The following is a 22,731-nucleotide window of genomic DNA, read 5'->3' as shown; positions in this document are numbered from 1 at the left end:
AAGAGTATAAAAAAGAATAATTGCCGTTACTAGTGGCAATTATTCATTAATTAAGTGTATGATTTTCTTTTTTAAACTTTGATCTTCAAGTACTAACAATTGATCTACGGCATTCTCATCCAATTTAGCAATAGTATGAATAATTTTCTTCATTATGGGAATGTCTTGTTCTGTAATTGCTAAGAAAAAAACAAGCTTAGCTTTATTTTGTTTCCAGATATAACCTTGCATATTTTTGAAAATAATTACGTGTGATTTTAATACTTTTTCCGGATCACCATGTGGCATACTCATCCCGTTATCAATATACGTAGAAGAAAATTTTTCTCTTTCCAACGCACTTTTCATGTAATCTTTGGTGACTGCATGATTGTTTTCCAAAATCTTTTGAGCCTGTTCAAAAACATAACTCGCAACCACTTGTTCCTGTTTATCTGAGCATACACTAAACTGAATTGAAGCTAATTCAGTTTGATGTAATACCGGATTTTGCTTACTGTTTAAAGCTGTAGCAATTTTATTTTCATCCTCCTCTGAAAATAGAGGAGATACTTCTATACAAGTTAAATCATTAGGCAGTTGTGTATCCTCTATAGGATGCGTAGAAACCAGAACATCAATATCGCTAAAGTTATAATCATTAATATCTTCCATTTTTAATGTATCTACTATATGAATACTATCATCTATATTTTTAATTTTCGCTTCTAATAAACTAGAAATTCCTAATCCATAATAACAAGTGATAACAATATTAAACGAGTCTTTTTTACGACGATCTATGGAAGATTGAAAATGTAACGCCAAAAATGCAATTTCATCTTCAACTAAATTTATTTTTGCATCTTTTGCAAGATGACTTACTGTCTCATACAATACATTAAACACAAACGGATAATACTTTTTAATATCTTCAGTTAAAGGATTATTAATATAAACATTCTTTACTATTCGTAAGTAAGTTCTGCTGAAATGCGCATATAGATTGTCGCGTAGTTCTAGATCTTCTGAAAAATCTACTCCTACATTTTTCTCCATCTGATGAATCATGCGATCGATATAACTTTTAACAAAGATTTGTTCAAACCCTAAATCGTATTTATTAAAATAATAGCTAATAAAAAATGATAGAAGTTGCGCAGTTTCATCTGAAAGTTGATAACCTAATTCCGAATTGATATCTGTAATACATTGTTGTGCGATTTTGTAAGAGGATTTATCGACTACCCATGAATAGCCGTCATCGTTTTTACGTTTAATTATAATAATTAAGTGTATGAGTAATTGCTTTATTCTTATTTTAGAAGTTTGTATATGATGTGCATTTAAGTTACGTTCAATAATTTTACTAATGATCTCGCTATGTGCCTTAGGTATTTCATCTAATATCACATCATCAACCGTTTTATTTTTTGAAGATAATTGATTTAAGTGTAGAATCGCATTTCTAATATTCATTTCGTTTCCGTTTACAGTGACACCTTTTTTCTTAGTTAGGTTAATAGTAATATCAAACGAATTGCACCAGGACTGAACACGCATTAAATAATCACTAACTTCTGATTTAGATAAATTAAAGTGATGTGCTAATGAATCTAAAGTTGTGGGTTGTTGATGCATTAAGAGATGATAACCCAATTTTAGAAGTAATTCGCTTTCTTTATTTGTAAAATAAGAAACGATTTCCTCTATATACTCTATACTATATAGGTCTTGGTTCACCTTGAAACCTCGACCTTTGATACTGACAATTAGTGCCGATAATACTTCAACATTAATGTATTTAATATCGTTCCTCACTGTTCTATTAGAGACGTTTAAGTAATTTGCTATTTCATCTGCGCTTAAAAAATGATTACTGTTATTGAGTAACAATCTTATGAGTTTGGCATGTCTTTCTAACATCATTGCACCGCGCTTTCCCATATTTCCACTCTTGCTCAAAGATGATTTAATATTTAAATTCATTGTAGCTATTACCTATTATTTAAGCAACTTTTGGAATAATGACATAATAAAAAGCAAATGCCTTAAATCATAAACACAAACAAAATTTTGAAATCTCGAAAGTGTTTATCACATTTAAGCATTTGCTTATACTATTGATTTTTGGACAATCTCAGTAATTATAATTTTAATATATCAGTCTTCAAATTCAGTATTATGATCCGTGGCTTGACAATTTTTTGAGAACAGACATTTATAATGTAATTATCCGCTTCATATTTATGAAAATAGCATTGCTTCTGCTCAAATGTTTTTGGTGATAATACATTATAAGTAGCAATATCTTTATTCAGTCCAATGCCTAATAATTTTACATAACTTTCTTTTCTAGTCCATATTTCTAGAAAAGCTCGCTCTTCTTCTTCACTTTGACGAATAAATGTTTGTTCTTCATAGTGCAAGCAAGTAATTATATCGTCATATTCTACTCGATTCATTTGTTCAATATCTATACCAACAGGCCGATTATCAAATACGCAAACAACATATGGATAGGCATATGATATATTAAAGTTTAGCGTACTTTCATGTATCAAAGTTGGTTTGCCATAATCAGAAACACTGTAATACCAATCATCTGGATTAATATTAAAAAACTCCTGCAAACCAAATTGAACGACTATATCTCCTATTTGATGTATTAGGACATCTTTATCCAAACGATATTGAATTAGCGTACGCTTGGTTGCCCAACGGCTCTCTTTCAATTTATCTTTTATATAAGGCACTGAGTCTTCTATCTCTGTTAAGATTACAATCATTTAATCCCCTCTTCATTAAATGAATTTTCTATAAAACTACGCCAACTCTGAATCCATGATTGATTCAATGGTTTCCACTCTACTCCTATTTTGTGTAGAATATCCTCCGTTTGCACTGAGGTCAATTGTGCTTGTCGTTGTGCTTTTCTTGTACTATTCAATCCTACAATTTCAAACATATTCTGTTTATTTAACAATTCTTGAAATGCTTGATCATCTATTACGCTTATAGGTTTTCCTGATGTTCTACATTGGTTTAATAATGTTTGAATACTTAACATATACGGATTATAAACATGGAACATATTTCTATCGCTATTAAGCATGGCTATGTTGACAATAGCCTCTGCAACAGTATCTACATTGGAACATTCTACATTCATCTGTGCTATGGTTTCTCCAATTTCATCAAGTGCTAATAAGTCTTTCATGATAATTGAAAAACGATTCGTTGTGACGTGCTTCATATTAATGATACCTTGTGTGCTAGGTGTTAAATTGCCCACTCGGATAATCTTCGCATCTAATCCTAAACGTATGCATTCAAGCACTGCAACTTCACCATAAAATTTACTCAAAGTATAAGGAGAATCAATACTCTGTCCTTTATAAAGATCACATTCAGAAAAATGATTATCTGTATGTGTTTCTGGAAACATTGACCCAACACTAATTGTGGATATATAAATAAATTTCATATTTGCTTGCTGTGCAATTTCTAATAAACGTTTTGTACTTCCAACATTTGTGCGATAAAATGCTTCCTCATCTCCAAAATGGTCTGTGCGTGCTCCTGCATGAATTATCGTTTGAATGTTATGTTGTGATAATCTTAATTGATCTTCAAAATTTCCTACATGAATAACAACCTTACTCAAAATTTTTGCTATCTTTTCATCATCAAAATAACAAGCTAAATTATCTTTTAATTTTTCAACAGCTGTAACTTCATTATTTGCACGCACACAGCAAATAATCTGGTCTGTATGGTATTGCAGCATATCTAGTAAATATGCACCTAAAAAACCAGTCGCACCTGTTAAAAATACATTACCTAATTTATTTTTAACCACCGGTTGATAAACAGGTTTGTCGTTAACTTTTAATAGTCTATTTAGGTCATTTAAATGCTCTGGAACTTGCACATTAATTTCTGAAGTTGCGTTTAATATTTGTCGAATTGTTTTATGCTGGTAAATAGCTTGCATGGAAAGAATGATGTGAGATTTTTGCATATGTGCTACAACTGCCATAGCATCTATAGGACTCCCACCAAGTTCAAAGAAATCATCATCAATACTTACGTTCTTTATCTTCAACACTTTACTGACAACATTTGCAAACAAACGCTCTTCTTCGTTACGTGGTGCAATATACTTGTGAGTTTTTTCTACAATTTGTGGTAATTGCTTATACTCTATTTTCCCATTTTTATTTAACGGAATACTCTCTAAGCGTACGAAGTGATTCGGAATCATATACTGCGGCAATTGCTCACTTAGCAAATCTATAATTTCTTTTTCCTGATCTACATCACTGACATAGTAACCGATTAAAAATTTTCTTTCTTCATTAGAACCAACTACTACGACACTGTCCTTCACACTTGAGTGGCTATTAATCAAATTTTCAATTTCCGTTAACTCAATACGGTAACCATGTAACTTAACCTGATTATCCATACGACCTAAAAATTCTATATTGCCATCAGGTAAATATCGAGCCAAATCACCTGTGTGATACAAATATCCTTCACCAAAAGGATTGGGAGCAAACCTCTGTTTATTCATGCCCGATTGATTTAAATAGCCTTTACTCAATTGTGCCCCTGTAATACATAACTCTCCTGGTATATTTATGTCACATAATTGATTATCTGACATAATATATGTTTGGATATTTGTCAGAGGCTTGCCTATAGGAACCGTGTCGATACCATAATCATTATGATCCGATGTTGACCAATACGTAGTAATTACTGTAGATTCTGATGGTCCGTATGCATTGATATATATATCACTATGTTGCTTAACTTTTTCAACAAATACCTTTGTACTAACAGATCCCCCTGTAACCAGACGTTTAAGATGGTAGTTTGACATCATATTGCACACTTGAACTGGAATAGACGCTACACCGATATGTTGTCTGTTGATAAGGTCCTCTAGTTCATGAACATCCAAACGTTCACTTTCTGAAGCAATCACAAGTGTATGCCCCATTAACAAGGCAGTGTATATTTCCCATACTGATGCGTCAAAGACATAATTAGCGTATTGTAAAAAGACTTCATTCTCAGTTAAATTCAACACTTCACTCCAAGAAAAGACCAAATTATGCACGTTACCATGGTCAATAACAACTCCCTTAGGGTGACCAGTCGTTCCTGAAGTATAAATAACATATAGTGGTTGTTGTGAAGAAACAGCTACACTATTATATTGTAGGCTCGTCGCCTGAATTTCAGTTAAATCAATTATCGGTTTATGCGTCGAGATTACGTTGCTCTCAGTTAGCACAACTGTTACATTGGCATCATTTAAGATATAGTTTATTCTAGCTTTTGGATAATTAGGATCAATTGGCACGTATGTGCCACCTAATTTAGCCACTGCTAACATACTTGCAATCATAGTGAAACCTCGATTCATGGCCAATCCGACTGTGTGTCCACCTTGTACACCGCTCTTTATTAACCGATGAATGATTGCGTTAACCCTTTGGTTTAATTGTACGTAAGTCAGTGTTTCACCTTTGAATATTAATGCTACATGATTTGGTTTTATTGATACTTGTTGTTCAAACATCTCAGCAATGTTATTCACTTGAGGATAGCTTTCTTGTTTATTATTTACATGATGCGCAATCCATTGCTCCATATGTTCACTAGCTGTAGAAATATGAGCTATCTTCTTATCTTCTGTCGTCACCAACGCTTTCATAATATTATTGAGTTGTTCTGCCATAATTTCCACTGTTTCACATGTAAACAAGCTCGTACTGTATTCCAAATTCAAAATATATTCTTCATTCACCTCTTCAATAATGAATGAAAGATCGAATTTGGCTGTATCCGATTTAGGCATAATATGCGTCAATTTACTATGTCCAAAATGAGCATGGTTCGTCTCATTGTTTTGCAATACGAACATTACATAAAAAAATGGATTTCGAGATGCATCTCGATTTTTTACTAACTCATCAACCAAACGTTCAAATGGATAATCTTGATGCTCATAAGCCTCTAAACATGTTTGTTTTATCTCATTTAAAAATGATGACCACTGTTTATTTTTATTCGGAAACCCTCTGTATACCAATGTATTAGCAAACATACCTAGCATGTTTTCAGTATCTCTATGCGTTCGGGCACTAATAACACTTCCTACAATAATATCCTCCGTCTGAGTATATTTACTCAGCAATAACATCACACTACTCATGAAAAACATAAAGTCTGTCACACTATGTTGTTGTACATATTTTTTAATTGCATTACTTAATGCCGCATCAAATTTAAATTTTATCATGTCCCCGGCAGTTTGCTTTGTACTGGGACGAGCATAGTCTGTTGGAAAATTCATTATAGGTATACCATCTTCAAATCTTTCATGCCAATATTTTTGTTGTGCTGATAAATCTCTCTGTGTCATCCATTCACTATAATTTTTATATTGCTGTTCAAGTTTAGGCAATGGTTTATTTTGATACAGATGATTTAGTTCTTTTAATAAAATTGTATTACTCATACCATCGTTAATACTATGGTGTGCATCAATAAATAAGTAATCTTGATCAGTTGCCATGATATATCTCACTCTAATCAAATTACCCTTTTCTAAATCAAATGGCATTGTAAAATGACGTATGATACTTTGTTCATCTGTAAGTGATGTTTTTTCAGTGCTAAAATCTATACAAGGTGTTTCATCGATTTGTTGATACAACATATTATTTTTGATAATAAACTTTGTTCGTAATATTTCATGTCTTTCTATCAACTTCTCAACAGCTTGTTCTAATTGCGAAACATTTAATCTTGAACTTAACCGCCATAAAAAGGGAATGTTGTAGACAGTGTCGAGTGGGTTTAATTTCCACAACAAATACATACTACGTTGTACTGGGCTCACAGTGTAGTAAGTTTGCTTGCTAGTTTTAGGCAAATGTTCTACTTCTGTTGGGTTTTTATTTTCTATTAAATTACTAAGCTTTTCTACTGTAGGTGCTTGCATAAATTCGCTAATGGTAAGTTTTTTGTTAAATCGTTCTACTATGCGATTAACTACCAAAGTTGCACGTAAAGAATGACCACCTAATTCGAAGAAGTTATCGCTGACACCTACTTTTTCTACATGTAATACTTCTTCAAAGAGATCACATAAATATGCTTCATTTTCATTTTTTGGTGCTTTATAATTAGCCGCTATATCAACATCAATTTCAGGTAAAGCCGCTTCGTTTATTTTTCCATTTATCGTAGTTGGTATTTTTTCAATTTTTTAAAGAAATTAGGAATCATATATTGTGGTAGTTCTTCCGCTAAATGTTGGTGTAATATCGAGTGTGACATTACATTGACACCTTCATAATAAGCAACTATCTGTTTGTCTTTGTAGCGTGTTTTTACAACAACAACTGCTTTATTAATACCATCAATTTTTTCCAACAATTTTTCAATTTCTGTTAATTCAATTCTGAATCCTCGTATTTTAACTTGTTTGTCTTTTCGACCAATATAATCTAAGTTACGTCAGGTCTTAAACGCACAAGATCACCACTTTTATATAGCTTTCCTTCACCAAAAGGGTTATCTATAAACTTATTCTGTGTTTGTTCTGGTTGATTGAGATAACCTTTTGCTAAGCCATCTCCTGCAATATATAATTCTCCTGGAACGCCAAAACCACATTGTTGCTCACCTTGCATGACATAGACTTGAGTTTGATTAATAGGTTGTCCAATAGGTATATGTGACTCATATAAATCACGAATGACAAATGTTGTTGTGAACGTCGTACTTTCTGTAGGACCGTAGCCATTAATAATTTGAGGGTGCTTTTCACGACTATTAAATAAATTCACCCATTTTGTTGATAAAGCTTCCCCACCTATCAATAAGTATTTGAGTGACTCCAATGCTTCTATCTTTTCACTCACTACTTGGTTGAACAAAGATGAAGTGAGCCACATCGTGTTCACACCATGATTTATAATTGCTTTTTCCAATTCATTTGGATCCAACAAAGTTGATTGTTGTGTTATAACCAATGTGCCTCCATTAAGTAACGCACCAAAAATTTCAAATGTCGTCGCATCAAAAGCAATTGTCCCTGAAAGTAATATGACTGTGTCGCTATTTAACGGAACATATTTGGAATTAATAACTAAACGTTCAATACTACGATTACGAATCAATATGCCTTTAGGTTTACCAGTTGTGCCTGAAGTATAAATAACATTAACCGTATCATCTAAGTGGTTAATAATCGTTGGATTAGATGTGTTAGAACAAACGATTTCGCTTATATTTTTAGTTAGACCTGGTTGGTTATAAGCAACGTTGTGTAATAAAATAATTCTGGATTTAGCATCATCCACAATATATTTCACACGTGATTGAGGGGCTTGAGGGTCAATTGCTACATAAGCTGCACCAGCTTTAATCGTTCCTAATATCGCTATAACCATTTCTATACTTCTCTCAGCTAATATGCATACGTGTTCATTTGGCTGTATATCTAAACTTCTTAAATAATGAGCCACTTGGTTTACACGTTGATTCAATACATCATACGTCAAAGATTCATTTTTAAAGACTAATGCAACATCATTCGCATGTAGGCGAACCATTTTTTCAAACAATTCAGAAATGACACATGACTCCTCTACTTTCTTTGTTTCATTCATCTTATCGATACATAGTTTCGCTTCTTGATCTAATAATAAATTCATGTGTTGAAGTGTTTGTGAATCATCCTCTGTTATTTGCATATATAATGATTGCACCAAATCAAAATATGTTTGGATGGTTAATTCATCATAACTATTCGCATTATAAGACAATTCTAAGCGATTTTGATTAAGATAAAATGCTATATCTTGTTCACTATCATTTCCATAAACACTTTCTACCTTACAACTTTCTCCATCTATATCTATACTTTCTATGATGTCACTACAATAAATAGAAGTTTCAAAATGCATATTTTGTGCCAAGTCATGCTTTTCAAATATTGCTGTTGTATTGTTCGACATTGCCTCAAGCATTGTTTCACATTCATGACATAATTGATATAAGGGCGTATGTTTATCTACATGCAAATTCAATGGATACATTTTCATATCAGGATAAATGTAGTTAGTTTGTTCATTAGTAGTTGCGCTACTATGCAATACACCTAGTGTAATGTTATCGTTATTGCTCATAAAATAATTCGCTAAATAAATGCTCACTAACATTCTTGCACGTGACATTTGCTCTACTCTACAGCGTTTTGAAACAGTTTGAATACCTTTAATATAACTTTTTAATGGCATATACATAAAATGCTCATTTTCAACTTCACTAACTTGCCAATGTACGCTCTTACGTATTGCATTAATATTTTGGTGACTCGTAGTCTTCAACAATTGTTGTAAATTATATGTATCTGACTTTAAATTTATTTCGCAGGAAATGTTTGAATATATTGTAGATAGTTGAGCTAACAGTTTATTAATATGTGCCTCATCAATTATTAAACATGTGAATTTCAATAACAATAAATTATTATCTGTGCATTCCAATATTTTAAAATTAAATTGAGGTGATAACGATGTACCATCGACTTTTAATTCGCTATCTAAGTAAGGATTAATATCAACATGCGCAACTGTTCCCTCTATTTTTATCACTTCAATATACGGAAAAAATTTCTTCTCGATTAACTTTTCTTCTTGTTCATTTATTTTGCATGTAGCACGTAACATTGGTTGTTGTTGTACTAATTCGTTTAATGCTAGCATAAGTTTTTTAGTTTCAATATTTTTTGAACACTTAACAGTCAATGCTATTGATTTTTTAGAAACTGAACCACTTTGAAAATTTTGATAACGATATTTCTGTATTGGTAATACTTCTCTTATTTCTTCCATGCCTCTTCCTCCTAGCAAATGAATAAAATTAATCCATCACTATTGGGCTCCAAATCATTTTAATAATACGTCTTGATGTCCAATGATGAAGTTAAATCAATAAATCCTTTAAAACCTTTTATACTATTTTTATTTTTACATTATAGTACTTTTTTAATTTTGTTCAACAATATTTATCACCGTTTATTAATATTTACAAAATGTTAACATTACATATCAGATTATATAAATAATATTTATAATATATCTAAAGTTTTTAATCACATTATATTTTAGTTATTTAATCAACTTTTGGAATAAAGACACAACAAAAAAACACCAATTCAAAAGACATCATCTAATGAATTGGTGTTTAAATTATTTTTTATTTTATTTTTCAGATGTGCGGATAGTCTCTTTAATATACTCGTAAGCTTCCTTAAGCTGTTGTAATTCATGTTCATCTAGCGTTATTTCAAATCTCTGAACTATACCAGAGCAATCAACTAACGTAGGTAAACTAAATGCACCATCCGTTAAGTCATATTCTTTACTGATTGAAGTCAGTGGAATAATAGTACGTTGACCCAGCGCAATCGTTTGTATCAATGAGGTTGTAACTCTTGAGATAGCAGCATTAGTCCAACCTTTTTGATAAAAGACATCCATAGATACCTCATTAATAATAGATGTTATATGCGCTTTATCAATTTCTGGACTATTGCTTAACGCTTCATATTCTGTTAGGGGCATACCATGAATACGAACTTTACTCCATACAGGTATTGCATGTTCTCCATGTTCTCCAATAACAAATGCCTCAACATTTTTTGGATCGATGTGGTAATGATGAGCGATAATTGTCCTGAACCTTGAACTTTCTAAAGCTGTTCCTGTTCCAATTATTTTATTTGATGGATAATCTACTTGATTAGCAAAATATACCATCGAATCCACGGGGTTAGAAATCAAAATAATGATTGCATCTTGCGTTACTTTAGAAACTTGACTCATAATATTTTTTATAATGTCATGATTGCCTTGTGCTAATAATGTACGATCGCCATCATTTTTATCTGTTGGTACACTCGCAGCAACCACAATAAAATCAGCATCTGCTAAATCTTGATAATCTCCAGCTTTAATCTTGATATGTGCAGTATTAAATAATCCTTGTGAATGATTATGATCAAGAGCTTCTCCACTTGCAATTTCATCTTTATTATCAACCAAAACAATCTCTGAAAATAAATTCAAATATTGTACATCTGTTAAAACTTGACTACCTACTCTTCCTAAGCCAACAATGCCTAGTTTAGACATACACTACACCCCTTTTTCATTACTGATATGTGTTCATAATCATTTATTTTTCATACGGAATTACATCTTTACCATATTCTTTCTTAATGAATTCCTTCATGTCTTTAGATTGTAGTACTTTTATAAGTGCTTGATACTTTTCGTCATCTTTATGTCCTTTTTTCACAGCAACGATATTCGCAAACGGTGATGACTCAGTTTCACTAATGATAGCATCTTTATGTGGCGTTAACCCATTATCTAGCGCATAGTTTGAATTCATAATAACTGCAGCACCTTCCTTACTTTCATATGTCTTAGGTAAGAATTCTGCCCCTTGTTTATTATTAAACTTCAAATCTTTTTTATTTTCTACAATGTCTTCAAATTTTGCGTCTTCTATACTAACACCTTTTTTAATCTTTATTAATCCTTTATCTACAAAGAATGATAAGAATCTACCCTCTTCAGCTGGATTGTTAGAAACGTATATTGTTGAACCTTTTGGAATATCTTTAATATCTTTATATTTTTTACTATAAACACCCATAGGTGTAGTAAATACTTTACCAACTTCTTCTATATCATAATTGTGATCTTTCTTTTCTGCTTTTAAGTATGGCGTATGCTGGAAGAAATTGGCATCTACATCACCTTTATCTAATAGTTTATTAGGTACTTTATAATCATTTACTGTTTTAACTTCTAAATCATATCCTTGTTTTTTCATTTCTTCTTTCGCATGTTTCAATACTTCACCGTGTGGAGCTGGTGAAGCTGCAATTGTTATTTTTTTGTCCGTATCTTTACCATTTGAATTGCCACATGCCGCTAGCACGATGGTTAGTATTAATAATGAGCCTAAAACAATTAATCTCCTCATAATTTATTTCACTCCTCATGAATTTTTAAATTTCAAACTAAATAAAAAAATACTTTCTCTTAATTTTATAAGAGAAAGTATAAACCTTCTCTCATCTCTAAAAGTTAGATAACTTTTTGTGAATTAGCACCATTTCGTATAACGATGGTTGCTGGGTTTCATAGGGCACGTCCCTCCACCTCTCTTGATAAGAGTAAATCAATATGTAGTTGCATTGTTTTTATCCTAGCATTATGCTCATGTTTAGTCAACGAAATTTTAGAAAATTCTAAATAATACGTCTATTAAATCAATTCTGTTCCATGTGAAACAAAACAATCTCTTAAAGCTATTTATATTTACAGAAGAACCATTGCTACATATGCAATAAAATTATTTAATGCATGCAATGCTATAGCAGTAGCTAAACTGCGTTGTGTTTTTAAATAAATAAATACAATCCCCATAGCGATAACGAGATACATAACAATTTCTAATGGCGATTGCGCTTCTGTTACGTGTAGAGATGCAAAAACACATACAGATATTACTGACATCACTATAAAATTCAGTTTCTTTCCTAATTCCCCAATTACCAAGTGTCGGAAGAGAAATTCTTCAGTAACCGGTGCAATAATTACAATAGAAAAGAACGCAAGCACCGTTGAGAATGGTGTACTAAACATTTGTTGAACCAATAAGTCATTTTGTGTTTCTTCAAACTTCCATTGTTCAGGTGCAAACGCATCAACTAATACAGGAAAAATTAATTTAAATATAAACATAACAATAAATGTAACAACAATAAGTTTCCAGTATTTTTTAATATTATTGAATCCACTTTTCCATTCAACTTTATAACTATTTTTATGAAACAATATCCAAATAAGCATGATAAATATAAATACAGCAATTTCCATTAACAAAGCAATGGAACTCGACGAATCAATTCCATCATTAAAGTACCTATCACCTAAACTTATATTAATTGCCCATAATATAACTAAAATTATAATTGATAATATAAAATTACTAGCTAAATAAATGATTGGTAGAAAAAAATCTTTCCCGTTAATATCCTTCCATCGATATTTCTTTTCATTTTTAAATGTCATTGTATCCTCCTAAAAATTCATATACAACATACTTTTACATTGTACAATTTTTATTTACTTTAAACATTTTACAATAATATAAATAGATAGTATAGATAGACATTAAAGCTAAGAATTTTAATTTTCAATGCGTAGAAAGAAATGAAAAGTGGTATATAGAGATTAAATATACTATACATATTTTAAGGAGCTGTTGTAGATGCGCATATTAGTACTAGGTGCTGGCGGAATTGGTGGTTATTTTGGTGGTCGCTTAGCTGAGGCTGGCAAGCATGTTACATTTTTAGTTCGGCCCAAACGTAAATCATATTTAGAGAGAAATGGTTTAGCCATTCATAGCGAAAAAGGCGATTATCATTTTAATCCACAACTCATCACAAAAGATGATCGTGTCGAACCTTTTGATATCGTACTATTATCCTCAAAGTCTTATCACTTAGAGCATGCTATTGAAGATTTAAAACCATTTATAGATCATAACACTTCAATTATTCCACTACTTAATGGCGTTGCACACGTTCCAAAATTACAAAACGCTTTTGGAAAAAATAAAATCATGGGTGGTTATTGCATTATAGAAACAACGCTTGACAGTACTGGAGAGATTATCCAAACCAGTCAATTTGATAAACTCTTTTTTGGGGAGTTAGACGGTACTGAAAGTAATCGTGCTAAATATATTGAACAAGCATTTTCAGGAACAAAAGCTGAATTTATCCTCAACAGAAATGTCGAACAAGGTATGTGGCATAAATACTTAATGATCACCGTATTATCGGGCGTAACAACACTTATGCATGCACCTATCGGACCTATTCGTGATAGTGAAGGTGGTACAGAATTTATTAAGTCCTTATACAATGAGGCTGCTACTATTATGCGTAAACACAATGCACCCATATCTGATCAAATTGTTTCTAAATACATGCAATCCCTAAATCAATTATCTTATCATTTCAAAACTTCCATGCAACGTGATATGGAAAAGGGACTCAATATTGAAACCGACCATTTACAAGGTTATTTATTACAATTAGCAGCACATTACAATTTAGAAGCACCACTGCTTACTAGTGTTTATCAAAATCATAGCGTATATAAAGAAATGCTACAGTAAACCTCTACACATATAGGAGGGTGACAGAAGCGAGTTTTTAACTTTACTTACTGTGCACCTCCTAAATTTTTGATTTTTTTAATATCAACATACTATAAGTATTTTATTTAAACTATTTGAATAACTTATTAAAAAACGGAGGCGTTCGTTATGCAATCTAATCAACCACAGCATCCATTTGATTTAGCAACTCAACTTACACACCAGAAACCAGGTGTATATTCAGGACATACTTCTAGCGCCTATGGGAATATGATTGGGCCATTCGGTGGTGTTATAGCATCCACATTATTACGCGCAGTTTTAGAACATGATGAAATTTTAGGAGAGCCTATCTCTCTAACAATAAACTATGCTGCTCCTATACAAGAAGCAATTTTCAGTATAATTGCCTATCCATCGAGAACGAATCGTTCAACGCAACACTGGTATATAGAGCTAAAACAGAATGATAAAACCGTTATTACTGGAACAGCAGTTACTGCTAAACGCCGAGATACATGGTCATCAACTGAACTGTCCTTTCCTGATGTTCCACCTGCAGACAAAGTAACACTTACAGCATTAGAAAGTGCGCCTCCATGGGCACAAAACTATGACATCAGAATGATTAAAGGTGCGCCACTAGCAATGAATCCTACCGAGCAACCAGATTCTGTAACGTTACAATGGATCAAAGACAAACCTAATAGAGATTTAGATTTTTTATCTCTTGCGTCTATATGCGATGCATTCTTTCCACGTATCTATGTACGCCGTAAAGCGTTCGTTCCTATCGGGACAGTATCACTCACTATATACTTTCATGCTAATTCTAAGACTTTAAAGAACAATGGAAGCCAGCCGCTACTTGGACATACACGTGCGCTTAAATTTTTTAATGGTTTCTTCGATCAAACAGGAGAAATATGGAGTCATGATGGTGATTTACTTGCAACTACAAGTCAGTTTGTATATTACAAAGAATAAATTTTACACTTCTATGATACAACTATAATTAATACTGTTAAAAACAAAGAGGTGTTTAAACTTGAAACAACCACAAGAAATTACAATTAACACATTAAATTTTGATGATGATGGGCAAATACCTAACAACCCTTATTTAGTTGTTTTAGTTTATCAAAACGTATTTTCAGAGACTGATGATTTAAGTCATGTATTATCCACAAATCAATGGGGTAACACTTGGGAAGGCGGTATTTTCCCTTATCATCATTATCACAGTAATTCACATGAAGTCTTATTGGTAATCAATGGAACCGCTCAATTAATGCTAGGAGGTAGAAGTGGTACTCCTATTAAGATTACAGAGGGTGATGCTTTAATATTACCAGCTGGTACTGGTCACAAACTGTTAAGTCAAAGTAGTGACTTTACAGTCATGGGCGCCTATCCCCATAGTCAGTCATATGATATTTGTGTTGGTAAAGCAAGCGAGCGTCCTCAAAATTTATATAATATTGAAAATGTCTCCATACCTAATACAGACCCAATATTTGGTAGTTATGGACCATTGAAGAAGCATTGGAACTAGCATCATAGTTTTATATTACTAATCAAATAACATTAAAAAATAGCCCGTTTCACATCTATACTATGAAACGGGCTATTAGGTTGTGCTAATTAGTAGCCTACTAGGATGGGTACAGTTCATTAATTGTCTCAACTGTTATCATTATATTGCATAGCTAACTCGGAAGGTAAAACCTTTCCAAACAAATTAGCTTTTTGTCCCACTCACCTTAAAATATATACTATTTTATTATAATTTCTACTACTATTCTTTTGCTTCTTTTTCATTTGTACGTTTTTGTAAAATGATAGCCAAAACTGCAACTACTAAAATTAGAATTATGATGCCAATTAGACCAAGGAATTTCGCGATATTTCCAAATACAATACCTACAACTAAGAAGTCTGTATCGGAGAATGTCGTCGCTGCGCCACCTAAGTCCCCTAAGAAAGGTAAAAACAGTAATGGCAAGAACGTAATCAATAATCCATTTAAAGCAGACCCTGCAACTGCACCTTTAATACCGCCTCTTGCATTACCAAAGACACCTGCAGTTGCACCTAAGAAGAAGTGTGCAACAACACCTGGAAGTATCACGACGCCACCAAATAAGAACAAGATAAACATGCCAATTACTCCCACTATAAAGCTAACAAAGAATCCTATTAACACAGCGTTTTGTGCATACGGGAAGACAATCGGACAGTCTAAAGCTGGCTTTGTATTCGGTACCAATTTCTCTGAAATACCTTTAAATGCTGGTACTATTTCAGCTAAAATTAAACGTACGCCCGTTAATATAATAAATACACCTGCTGCAAAAGTCACACCTTGTATTAGTGAAAATACAATAAAGTTTTGCCCATTGCTAATCTCACTATGTACATAAGTTGGTCCCGCAAATAATGCTGCAACAAAATACAATAATGTCATTGTTAAAGAAATACTAATCGTACTTTCTCTTAAAAAGCTTAAACCTTTCGGAAAATTAATTTCTTCTGTAGACTTTGATTTACCTTTAAATAGTTTCCCAACTTCTCCTGCTGCCCAATAACTTATTGTCCCAAAATGACCTAGAGCAACTTGGTTATTACCAGTAATTTGTTTCATCGTAGGATGTGCCAATGCCGGTAATATCGCCATTATCAATCCTAAGATAATCGCTCCGACAATTACCGTTAATGTACCGGTAATATTGCCTACAGATAATAATATTGCTAAAAATGCTGCCATATAAAAGGTATGATGACCAGTTAAAAAGATATATTTTAAGTTAGTAATACGCGCAATAATAATATTTACAATCATACCGAATACCATTATTAGTGCTGCAGTTGTACCATATTGTTCTAATGCAATTGATATAATCGCTTCATTATTTGGTACTACACCTTGTACACCAAATGCATGTTGAAATATTTTCCCAAATGGTTCGAGTGATTGTGTTACCACATTTGCACCTGCGCTTAACACTAAAAATCCGAGAATTGTTTTAATTGTTCCAGATGTAATATCTGTCGCCGATTTCTTCTGCATAATCAACCCTATAAAAGCAATTAATGCAACTAATATCGCAGGTTGACTCAATACATCAACAATAAAATCAAGTATTGGTTTCATTTTACTGCCCCCTTAAATTTTATTTATAAGATATTCAATTCACTTAATTTATCCTTTAATTTTTGTTGTAATTCTTCTTTATCTAAAATGTTATCTAATACAATGACGTCGCCTAGATTTTTAGTATTTTCCTCTAAGTCTCTACCACAAATAAATAAATCAGCCATATCAGGGCTAGCACTCATCACATCACTGTGTTCCACTTTAATATCGGATGACGCATTTATATTTTTCAACGCTTCTTGCGCATTCATTTCCACCATAAAACTACTTCCTAGACCGTGACCACAAACTACTAAAATTTTCATTTTCATCATTCTCCTTTAAATATATTTACTATTTCATTGACTTCTTGAGCTGCTAATAATTGATTTACTATATCTTGATCACCTAATTTAGTTGCTAAATTTCTTAAAATTGCCAAATGGCCATCATTATCTATAGCACTAAGTACAAATATAAGTGATGCAAAGTGTCCTTCTTCAGAAAAATTAATATGTTCATTTAATTTTAATAAACTTAAACCAATGTGTTTCACATCATCATTAGGCCTTGCATGAGCAATTGCAATTTCTGGTGCAATTACGATATAAGGTCCTAATTCTTTCACACTGTCAATCATTGCTGTAACATAACTTGGTGCAAAATAATCTTGTGTAAGTAAGGGATTTGCAGCTATTGTTATTGCTTGTTCCCATGTTTCTACTTTATCTAATATTTGTATCTTATCTGCAGACAGTATTTCCAAACTCATCTATATCCTCTCCTTACAGTTGGCTTACATGCTTAATATGTTCCATAATAGCTGTTATATCTCCTGAAAACACAGCCTCTCTTGCTGCTTCATCCATAATTAGTGTACTTAGTTGCCGCAACGCATTTAGATGGATTTGAGGTTGTGCTGTAGCTAAAGTAATGACTATATACACCGGGTCATATTGATCATGTGAAAAATGAACACCATTTTCATATTGGATCAAACTAAAGCCCACTGGTTGTTGTACATGATCATGCTTTGCATGAATCAATGCGATATGAGGACTAATGACCATATAAGGACCAAACGTATCCAATTGTTGGATGATATCAGTCGCATATGCTTTGTCCACTACGCCATCTTTTTCTAGCGTGGATACAGCTTGTTTAATCGCATCATCACGTGCAAGTACTGGTTGCTGCGTTAATATTCTGGATTGTGGTAACACCTGTTCTAGAGTAGGACCAATACCACGTAAATCATCAATGTATTGTTCTCTAGAGTGATTAATAATTTCATTTAATTGGATACGATCATTCTTATCTAAAAATGGTGAAACTCTAATCACAGGTACTGTTACTTGATTGAAAGGGACTGTAGATATAATGTAATCAACCCCTTCATGCTTTAGCATACTGTCATCTATTTCATATATAGAATAAGCATCAACTACCTCGAGTTCTGGATAAATGTGACCGATTCTACTTTTTAATAGTTGTGAAGTGCCTACCCCAGAACCACATAACAATACAACTTTAATTTTATTTGTTGTCACAGTCGAAATACGCTCAATTGCTGAGGCAAAATGCAAGGTTATATAAGTTAGTTCATTATTATCAAACTCAATATTATAAGTTTCTTCAATGCCCCATATATGCTTTTTTATACCTTCCATCAGTTGCTTGTATTGCAAGATAATTTCTTCTTTCAAAGGATTGTCATGTGTCATATCAAATTTCAGCCTATGAATTGCTGGTCTTAAATGAACAACCAAACCGTATAACAATTTACTATCTGACATTAAATCTAATCCCAAGTCTCCACTCATTCGCTCAATCAGTTGTTCCGTTAAAATATCCAAATCGTCTATTTCACGATGATACTGATTTACTTCTGAAGTCTTTGCGCCTAGCAGATGTAAAGTAATAAAAGCAGCTTCACTTTTTGGAAAATGAAGCTTAAAAATCTGTTCTAATTGCGCTTTAATTTTTAAGGCTATTTGAAATTGTTCTGTCTTCTGTAACTTTTTATATTCTTTATCCGGAATCTCAAAAATAAAATCCTCATTCGCCCGATGAATCGCAATTAAAATGTGGTAAATCAATCCATCAATTGCACTCTGTACGAGTTGATAATTTGCATCAATCAACACCGAAGCTACACTTAAGCGAATTTGTTCTAATTCATGATTTGAGAATAAATGATGGCCCATTTGGTGCGTATGTGTTTGAAAATATTCATGAACCATTTCTGCATATGCCTTACGATAGGCATTTTCATCGCCCTTAATTAAGAACCCTTTATTCTTCTCATATTTCAACTGTAAATCGTGTTCCTCGAGCCATTGCTGTACACGTTTTAAATCTTCCACTATCGTACGTCGAGTCACTGAAACCATGGTTGCCAGTACTTGTGAAGCAGTTGGGGTTGTAGATTCAAAGAGCTTTAAAGTAATATACAACAACCGTTCGTCTTTGGAATAATGTATAGACGTTGACAAATATTGAGGTTCTACAGCCTTTAGTTGTTCTGATGATGTCGTGATTTTAATACCATCATATTTGTTTCTTTGAATCGTTAAAGCTAATTTACTCGCCATATCTTCAATGTATTCAAGATCATATTGAATGGTTCTCTCTGAAACATTGAAATGTGTTGCTAAATTATGAATTTGCACAAAAGTCTCTCGTTCAATAATGAACGTCAAAATATGATACTGCCTCTTGCTTAACATATTAGCAACCTCCTTACATTTATATTGTAATCGCTTTCTTACGCTTGTAGATGTGTAATCTTCTTCGCCTACTAATACGAAAAGTTGCACATCAAAAAAATTATCTTCTGTTAATAAATTATATAGTGACATTTGTATGGTCGATACATTTTATAATAATTACTTTTAAAAAATAAAAAATGAGACTTCAGCTATTTAGCTTCCGTCTCATTCAAACATTATTTATTTTACGCTTCTCTAAGCATATTCAAAAAGCGTTGCAACTCTGTTGTTTGTGGGTGATTAAAAATTTGTTCAGGTGCACCTGACTCCCCAATAACACCATCATGAATAAACACAATTTTATTTGAAACTTCCTTCGCAAAACGCATCTCATGCGTAACTATAATCATAGTCATTCCTTCATTTGCTAGGTCTTTAATTACACGTAATACATCGTTTACTAGCTCTGGATCTAATGCAGAGGTAGGTTCATCAAAGAGCATAACTTTTGGGTTCATCGCCAAAGCTCTCGCAATCGCTACACGTTGTTGTTGTCCACCAGATAACGCATTAGGCCTTTGGTCTTTTACAGCTGTTAAGTCTACTTTCTCTAAAAGCACTAGCGCTTGTTGTTGCGCCTCAGCCTTTTTCATTTTCTTAACAGTAATTAGTCCTTCCATGACATTTTCTAATGCCGTTTTATGCGGAAAGAGATTATAACTTTGAAAAACCATCCCCGACTGCCTACGTACTTTAATTTGTGATTTTTTATCTTTATTGTCATAAGTTTCACTATTGACGTAAACAGCGCCTTCTGTCGGTAATTCTAGTGCGTTGATCATTCGTAACAGAGTCGTTTTACCAGAACCTGAACGTCCAATAAAGGTAACTACTTCTCCTTGATCAACTTTTAAATCAATACCTTTAATCACTTTTTTATCATTAAATGTTTTCTTTATATTTTGCAATTCAATCATGAACGATACCCTCTTTCAAGATAAGATTCGTAAAAGTTCTGGACGATTGAAATAATAAAACATACAACCCAGTACATAAGTGCAACGAGTAGATAAATTGTTAAATATTCATAAGTCGTCGACGCAACTTCTTGTGCTTTTCTAAACATTTCAGCAACAAGTATAAAACCGAGTAACGACGTATCTTTAATTAAACTTAGGAACGTATTACCTAGCGCAGGCACAGAAACTCTTATTGCTTGTGGTAGTATGATACGTTGAATCGTTTGACGGTAATTCATACCAATTGAATACGCTGCTTCTGTCTGGCCTTTTGGAATAGACATGATGCCTCCACGAATAATTTCAGAAGCATATGCGCCTACATTTAAAGATAGACCAATAATTGCAGCTATTACTGGTGCTAACGTCCATTGATTTTCTGAGTTGTTAGTTAATAGTCTGCCGAGTTCAGGGATACCATAAAAGATAATGAATAATTGTACAATCATCGGTGTTCCTCTAATGATTGAAATATAAAAACGTGCAATCCCTCTGAGAATACGGCTTGTTGATATACGCATTAATGCAGCTACAAGTGCTATAACCAATCCTAATACAAAAGTTACTAATGTGATAGGAATTGAAAATTTCACCAATCCTTCAAGCATTGGCATAAATGCTTGTCCGGCTGCATCTAATGCATGTTGTTGTTCTGAATTAAGGTTTAGAAACATCTTCACCAAACCATTTTTCGCTTATTTTTGCTAATTCACCATTATCTTTTAATTTTTTCATTGCTTTATTAACTTCTTTAATTGTTTTGTCGTCTTCTTTCTTACTGAAAGTTAAAGCAGATTGACTCTTTTCAGCATTACCTTCAATCGCTTTTACCTTAGCGTTAGGTTTTTGTTTTTTATAATCTAAGTAAGAGATATTATCGTTAAACGTACCCTCTACTCGATTTGATTGTAATAAATCCATCGCTTGGTTGAAGCCATCAACTTTTGTAAGTTCTGCACCTTTAGATTTTGCTAATTTACCATAGTTTGAAGTAAATGTTTGTGCTAATTTCTTACCTTTAACATCATCAAATGATTTGATATCTGTATTATCTTTATTTACTACTAATACACCTTGTGAATAAGTGTAAGGTTCAGAGAATTTATATTTTTCTTTACGTTCATCGTTAATACCAACTTGGTTAGCTACAACATTAAATCTGCCTGAATCTAATCCTGCAAACATTGAATCCCATTGAGTTTCTTTAAATTTAACTTTATAATCCATTTCTTTAGCTACTGCTTTCACTACATCTATATCATAGCCAGTTAATTTATCATTCTTATCGTGAAACGAAAAAGGTGCATAAGTTCCTTCTGTTCCTACGACAAATGTTTTATCCTCACTAGCTGTTTTGCTTTTACTATCGCTATCTTTTTTGCTTGAAGAGTCATTACCACATGCTGCTAGTCCCACTGCCACAATTAAAGTAACCAATACCATTAATAATTTTTTCATTTCTCGCCCTCTATTCATATTATTCTTATCGGATTAAAATCAGTTTAGTCCTATCCCACTATTTAGTCAATAGATTTTCATCGATAAGATAATATTTTTTTTAATTTCAGATAATTTTAATTTTTTACAATTTTATAGAACTCTC

18 protein-coding genes and 1 riboswitch are annotated in these 22,731 nt (G+C 32.7%); of the genes, 3 read left to right on the top strand and 15 right to left on the bottom strand.

The window, feature by feature from the left end:
- Positions 1 to 39 precede the first annotated feature (39 nt).
- From ACM591_RS02590 to ACM591_RS02555, 8 genes are all read right to left on the bottom strand, one after another.
- Complete coding sequence (locus ACM591_RS02590) at positions 40 to 1,926, bottom strand: BglG family transcription antiterminator (protein ID WP_253676028.1); 1,887 nt, start codon at positions 1,924 to 1,926, stop codon at positions 40 to 42.
- Positions 1,927 to 2,126: 200 nt separating this feature from the next.
- Complete coding sequence (gene ausB / locus ACM591_RS02585; RefSeq protein WP_029378124.1) at positions 2,127 to 2,768, bottom strand: aureusimine biosynthesis 4'-phosphopantetheinyl transferase AusB; 642 nt, start codon at positions 2,766 to 2,768, stop codon at positions 2,127 to 2,129.
- A complete protein-coding gene (gene ausA / locus ACM591_RS02580) occupies positions 2,765 to 7,210 on the bottom strand; it encodes an aureusimine non-ribosomal peptide synthetase AusA (RefSeq protein ID WP_412487062.1) in 4,446 nt (1,481 codons plus the stop codon). The genes ausB and ausA overlap by 4 nt, the downstream gene beginning before the upstream one ends.
- A 32-nt stretch (positions 7,211 to 7,242) precedes the next feature.
- Positions 7,243 to 7,440: a hypothetical protein gene (locus tag ACM591_RS02575; protein ID WP_418354417.1), complete on the bottom strand. Its 198-nt coding sequence runs from the start codon at positions 7,438 to 7,440 to the stop codon at positions 7,243 to 7,245.
- A 71-nt stretch (positions 7,441 to 7,511) separates the two neighbouring features.
- Positions 7,512 to 9,905 (bottom strand): AMP-binding protein, encoded by a 2,394-nt coding sequence (locus ACM591_RS02570; protein WP_326026687.1) that lies wholly within the window; start codon positions 9,903 to 9,905, stop codon positions 7,512 to 7,514.
- Between the two features lie 369 nt (positions 9,906 to 10,274).
- Positions 10,275 to 11,207 carry a lactate/malate family dehydrogenase gene (locus tag ACM591_RS02565; protein WP_038679204.1) on the bottom strand — a complete coding sequence of 311 codons (933 nt, stop codon included), beginning with the start codon at positions 11,205 to 11,207 and terminating at the stop codon, positions 10,275 to 10,277.
- Between the two features lie 43 nt (positions 11,208 to 11,250).
- Positions 11,251 to 12,069 (bottom strand): MetQ/NlpA family ABC transporter substrate-binding protein, encoded by an 819-nt coding sequence (locus ACM591_RS02560; protein WP_029378121.1) that lies wholly within the window; start codon positions 12,067 to 12,069, stop codon positions 11,251 to 11,253.
- An 88-nt stretch (positions 12,070 to 12,157) separates the two neighbouring features.
- Positions 12,158 to 12,263: riboswitch (SAM riboswitch) on the bottom strand.
- Between the two features lie 144 nt (positions 12,264 to 12,407).
- Positions 12,408 to 13,163, bottom strand: coding sequence for a CPBP family intramembrane glutamic endopeptidase (locus tag ACM591_RS02555; RefSeq protein ID WP_029378120.1), 756 nt, complete (start codon positions 13,161 to 13,163; stop codon positions 12,408 to 12,410).
- Positions 13,164 to 13,362: 199 nt separating this feature from the next.
- Between ACM591_RS02555 and panE the strand changes: the two genes are divergently transcribed.
- From panE to ACM591_RS02540, 3 genes are all read left to right on the top strand, one after another.
- Entirely contained in the window at positions 13,363 to 14,280 is a 918-nt protein-coding gene (gene panE, locus ACM591_RS02550; RefSeq protein ID WP_029378119.1) for a 2-dehydropantoate 2-reductase, read from the top strand.
- A 150-nt stretch (positions 14,281 to 14,430) separates the two neighbouring features.
- A complete protein-coding gene (locus ACM591_RS02545; protein ID WP_029378118.1) occupies positions 14,431 to 15,249 on the top strand; it encodes a thioesterase family protein in 819 nt (272 codons plus the stop codon).
- Between the two features lie 61 nt (positions 15,250 to 15,310).
- Positions 15,311 to 15,817, top strand: a complete 507-nt coding sequence (locus ACM591_RS02540) for a cupin domain-containing protein (RefSeq protein WP_326009149.1) — start codon at positions 15,311 to 15,313, stop codon at positions 15,815 to 15,817.
- Between the two features lie 243 nt (positions 15,818 to 16,060).
- On the opposite strand, the gene ACM591_RS02535 is transcribed toward ACM591_RS02540, so the two are convergent.
- The 7 genes from ACM591_RS02535 to ACM591_RS02505 all read right to left on the bottom strand — a co-directional run bounded on the left by ACM591_RS02535 (position 16,061) and on the right by ACM591_RS02505 (position 22,586).
- Complete coding sequence (locus ACM591_RS02535; RefSeq protein WP_042361914.1) at positions 16,061 to 17,416, bottom strand: PTS ascorbate transporter subunit IIC; 1,356 nt, start codon at positions 17,414 to 17,416, stop codon at positions 16,061 to 16,063.
- A gap of 23 nt (positions 17,417 to 17,439) precedes the next feature.
- Positions 17,440 to 17,724, bottom strand: a complete 285-nt coding sequence (locus ACM591_RS02530; protein WP_042361913.1) for a PTS sugar transporter subunit IIB — start codon at positions 17,722 to 17,724, stop codon at positions 17,440 to 17,442.
- A gap of 5 nt (positions 17,725 to 17,729) precedes the next feature.
- Positions 17,730 to 18,170 carry a PTS sugar transporter subunit IIA gene (locus ACM591_RS02525; RefSeq protein WP_029378114.1) on the bottom strand — a complete coding sequence of 147 codons (441 nt, stop codon included), beginning with the start codon at positions 18,168 to 18,170 and terminating at the stop codon, positions 17,730 to 17,732.
- Between the two features lie 13 nt (positions 18,171 to 18,183).
- On the bottom strand, positions 18,184 to 20,127 hold the full coding sequence (locus tag ACM591_RS02520; RefSeq protein WP_029378113.1) for a BglG family transcription antiterminator: 1,944 nt from the start codon (positions 20,125 to 20,127) through the stop codon (positions 18,184 to 18,186).
- A gap of 227 nt (positions 20,128 to 20,354) precedes the next feature.
- The gene (locus tag ACM591_RS02515; RefSeq protein ID WP_029378112.1) at positions 20,355 to 21,086 is read right to left on the bottom strand and encodes an amino acid ABC transporter ATP-binding protein; all 732 of its coding nucleotides are present in this window, start codon (positions 21,084 to 21,086) and stop codon (positions 20,355 to 20,357) included.
- Positions 21,083 to 21,802, bottom strand: a complete 720-nt coding sequence (locus ACM591_RS02510; protein WP_029378111.1) for an amino acid ABC transporter permease — start codon at positions 21,800 to 21,802, stop codon at positions 21,083 to 21,085. Before ACM591_RS02510 ends, ACM591_RS02515 begins: the two co-directional genes overlap by 4 nt.
- Positions 21,786 to 22,586, bottom strand: coding sequence for an amino acid ABC transporter substrate-binding protein (locus tag ACM591_RS02505; protein WP_029378110.1), 801 nt, complete (start codon positions 22,584 to 22,586; stop codon positions 21,786 to 21,788). Before ACM591_RS02505 ends, ACM591_RS02510 begins: the two co-directional genes overlap by 17 nt.
- Positions 22,587 to 22,731 lie beyond the last annotated feature (145 nt).

The sequence above is a fragment of the Staphylococcus sp. Ze2 genome (assembly GCF_048568365.1).
Classification (GTDB): Bacteria; Bacillota; Bacilli; order Staphylococcales; family Staphylococcaceae; genus Staphylococcus; species Staphylococcus xylosus.
This window is presented reverse-complemented; position numbering and strand designations above follow the sequence as displayed.

Bases quoted from the DNA above. Each gene is read 5' to 3' on its own strand.
- ACM591_RS02590 (WP_253676028.1), bottom strand. From the start codon at position 1,926: ATGGGAAAGCGCGGTGCAATGATGTTAGAAAGACATGCCAAACTCATA.
- ausB (WP_029378124.1), bottom strand. From the start codon at position 2,768: ATGATTGTAATCTTAACAGAGATAGAAGACTCAGTGCCTTATATAAAA.
- ACM591_RS02570 (WP_326026687.1), bottom strand. From the start codon at position 9,905: ATGGAAGAAATAAGAGAAGTATTACCAATACAGAAATATCGTTATCAA.
- ACM591_RS02565 (WP_038679204.1), bottom strand. From the start codon at position 11,207: ATGTCTAAACTAGGCATTGTTGGCTTAGGAAGAGTAGGTAGTCAAGTT.
- ACM591_RS02560 (WP_029378121.1), bottom strand. From the start codon at position 12,069: ATGAGGAGATTAATTGTTTTAGGCTCATTATTAATACTAACCATCGTG.
- ACM591_RS02555 (WP_029378120.1), bottom strand. From the start codon at position 13,163: ATGACATTTAAAAATGAAAAGAAATATCGATGGAAGGATATTAACGGG.
- panE (WP_029378119.1), top strand. From the start codon at position 13,363: ATGCGCATATTAGTACTAGGTGCTGGCGGAATTGGTGGTTATTTTGGT.
- ACM591_RS02545 (WP_029378118.1), top strand. From the start codon at position 14,431: ATGCAATCTAATCAACCACAGCATCCATTTGATTTAGCAACTCAACTT.
- ACM591_RS02535 (WP_042361914.1), bottom strand. From the start codon at position 17,416: ATGAAACCAATACTTGATTTTATTGTTGATGTATTGAGTCAACCTGCG.
- ACM591_RS02530 (WP_042361913.1), bottom strand. From the start codon at position 17,724: ATGAAAATTTTAGTAGTTTGTGGTCACGGTCTAGGAAGTAGTTTTATG.
- ACM591_RS02525 (WP_029378114.1), bottom strand. From the start codon at position 18,170: ATGAGTTTGGAAATACTGTCTGCAGATAAGATACAAATATTAGATAAA.
- ACM591_RS02520 (WP_029378113.1), bottom strand. From the start codon at position 20,127: ATGTTAAGCAAGAGGCAGTATCATATTTTGACGTTCATTATTGAACGA.
- ACM591_RS02515 (WP_029378112.1), bottom strand. From the start codon at position 21,086: ATGATTGAATTGCAAAATATAAAGAAAACATTTAATGATAAAAAAGTG.
- ACM591_RS02510 (WP_029378111.1), bottom strand. From the start codon at position 21,802: ATGTTTCTAAACCTTAATTCAGAACAACAACATGCATTAGATGCAGCC.
- ACM591_RS02505 (WP_029378110.1), bottom strand. From the start codon at position 22,586: ATGAAAAAATTATTAATGGTATTGGTTACTTTAATTGTGGCAGTGGGA.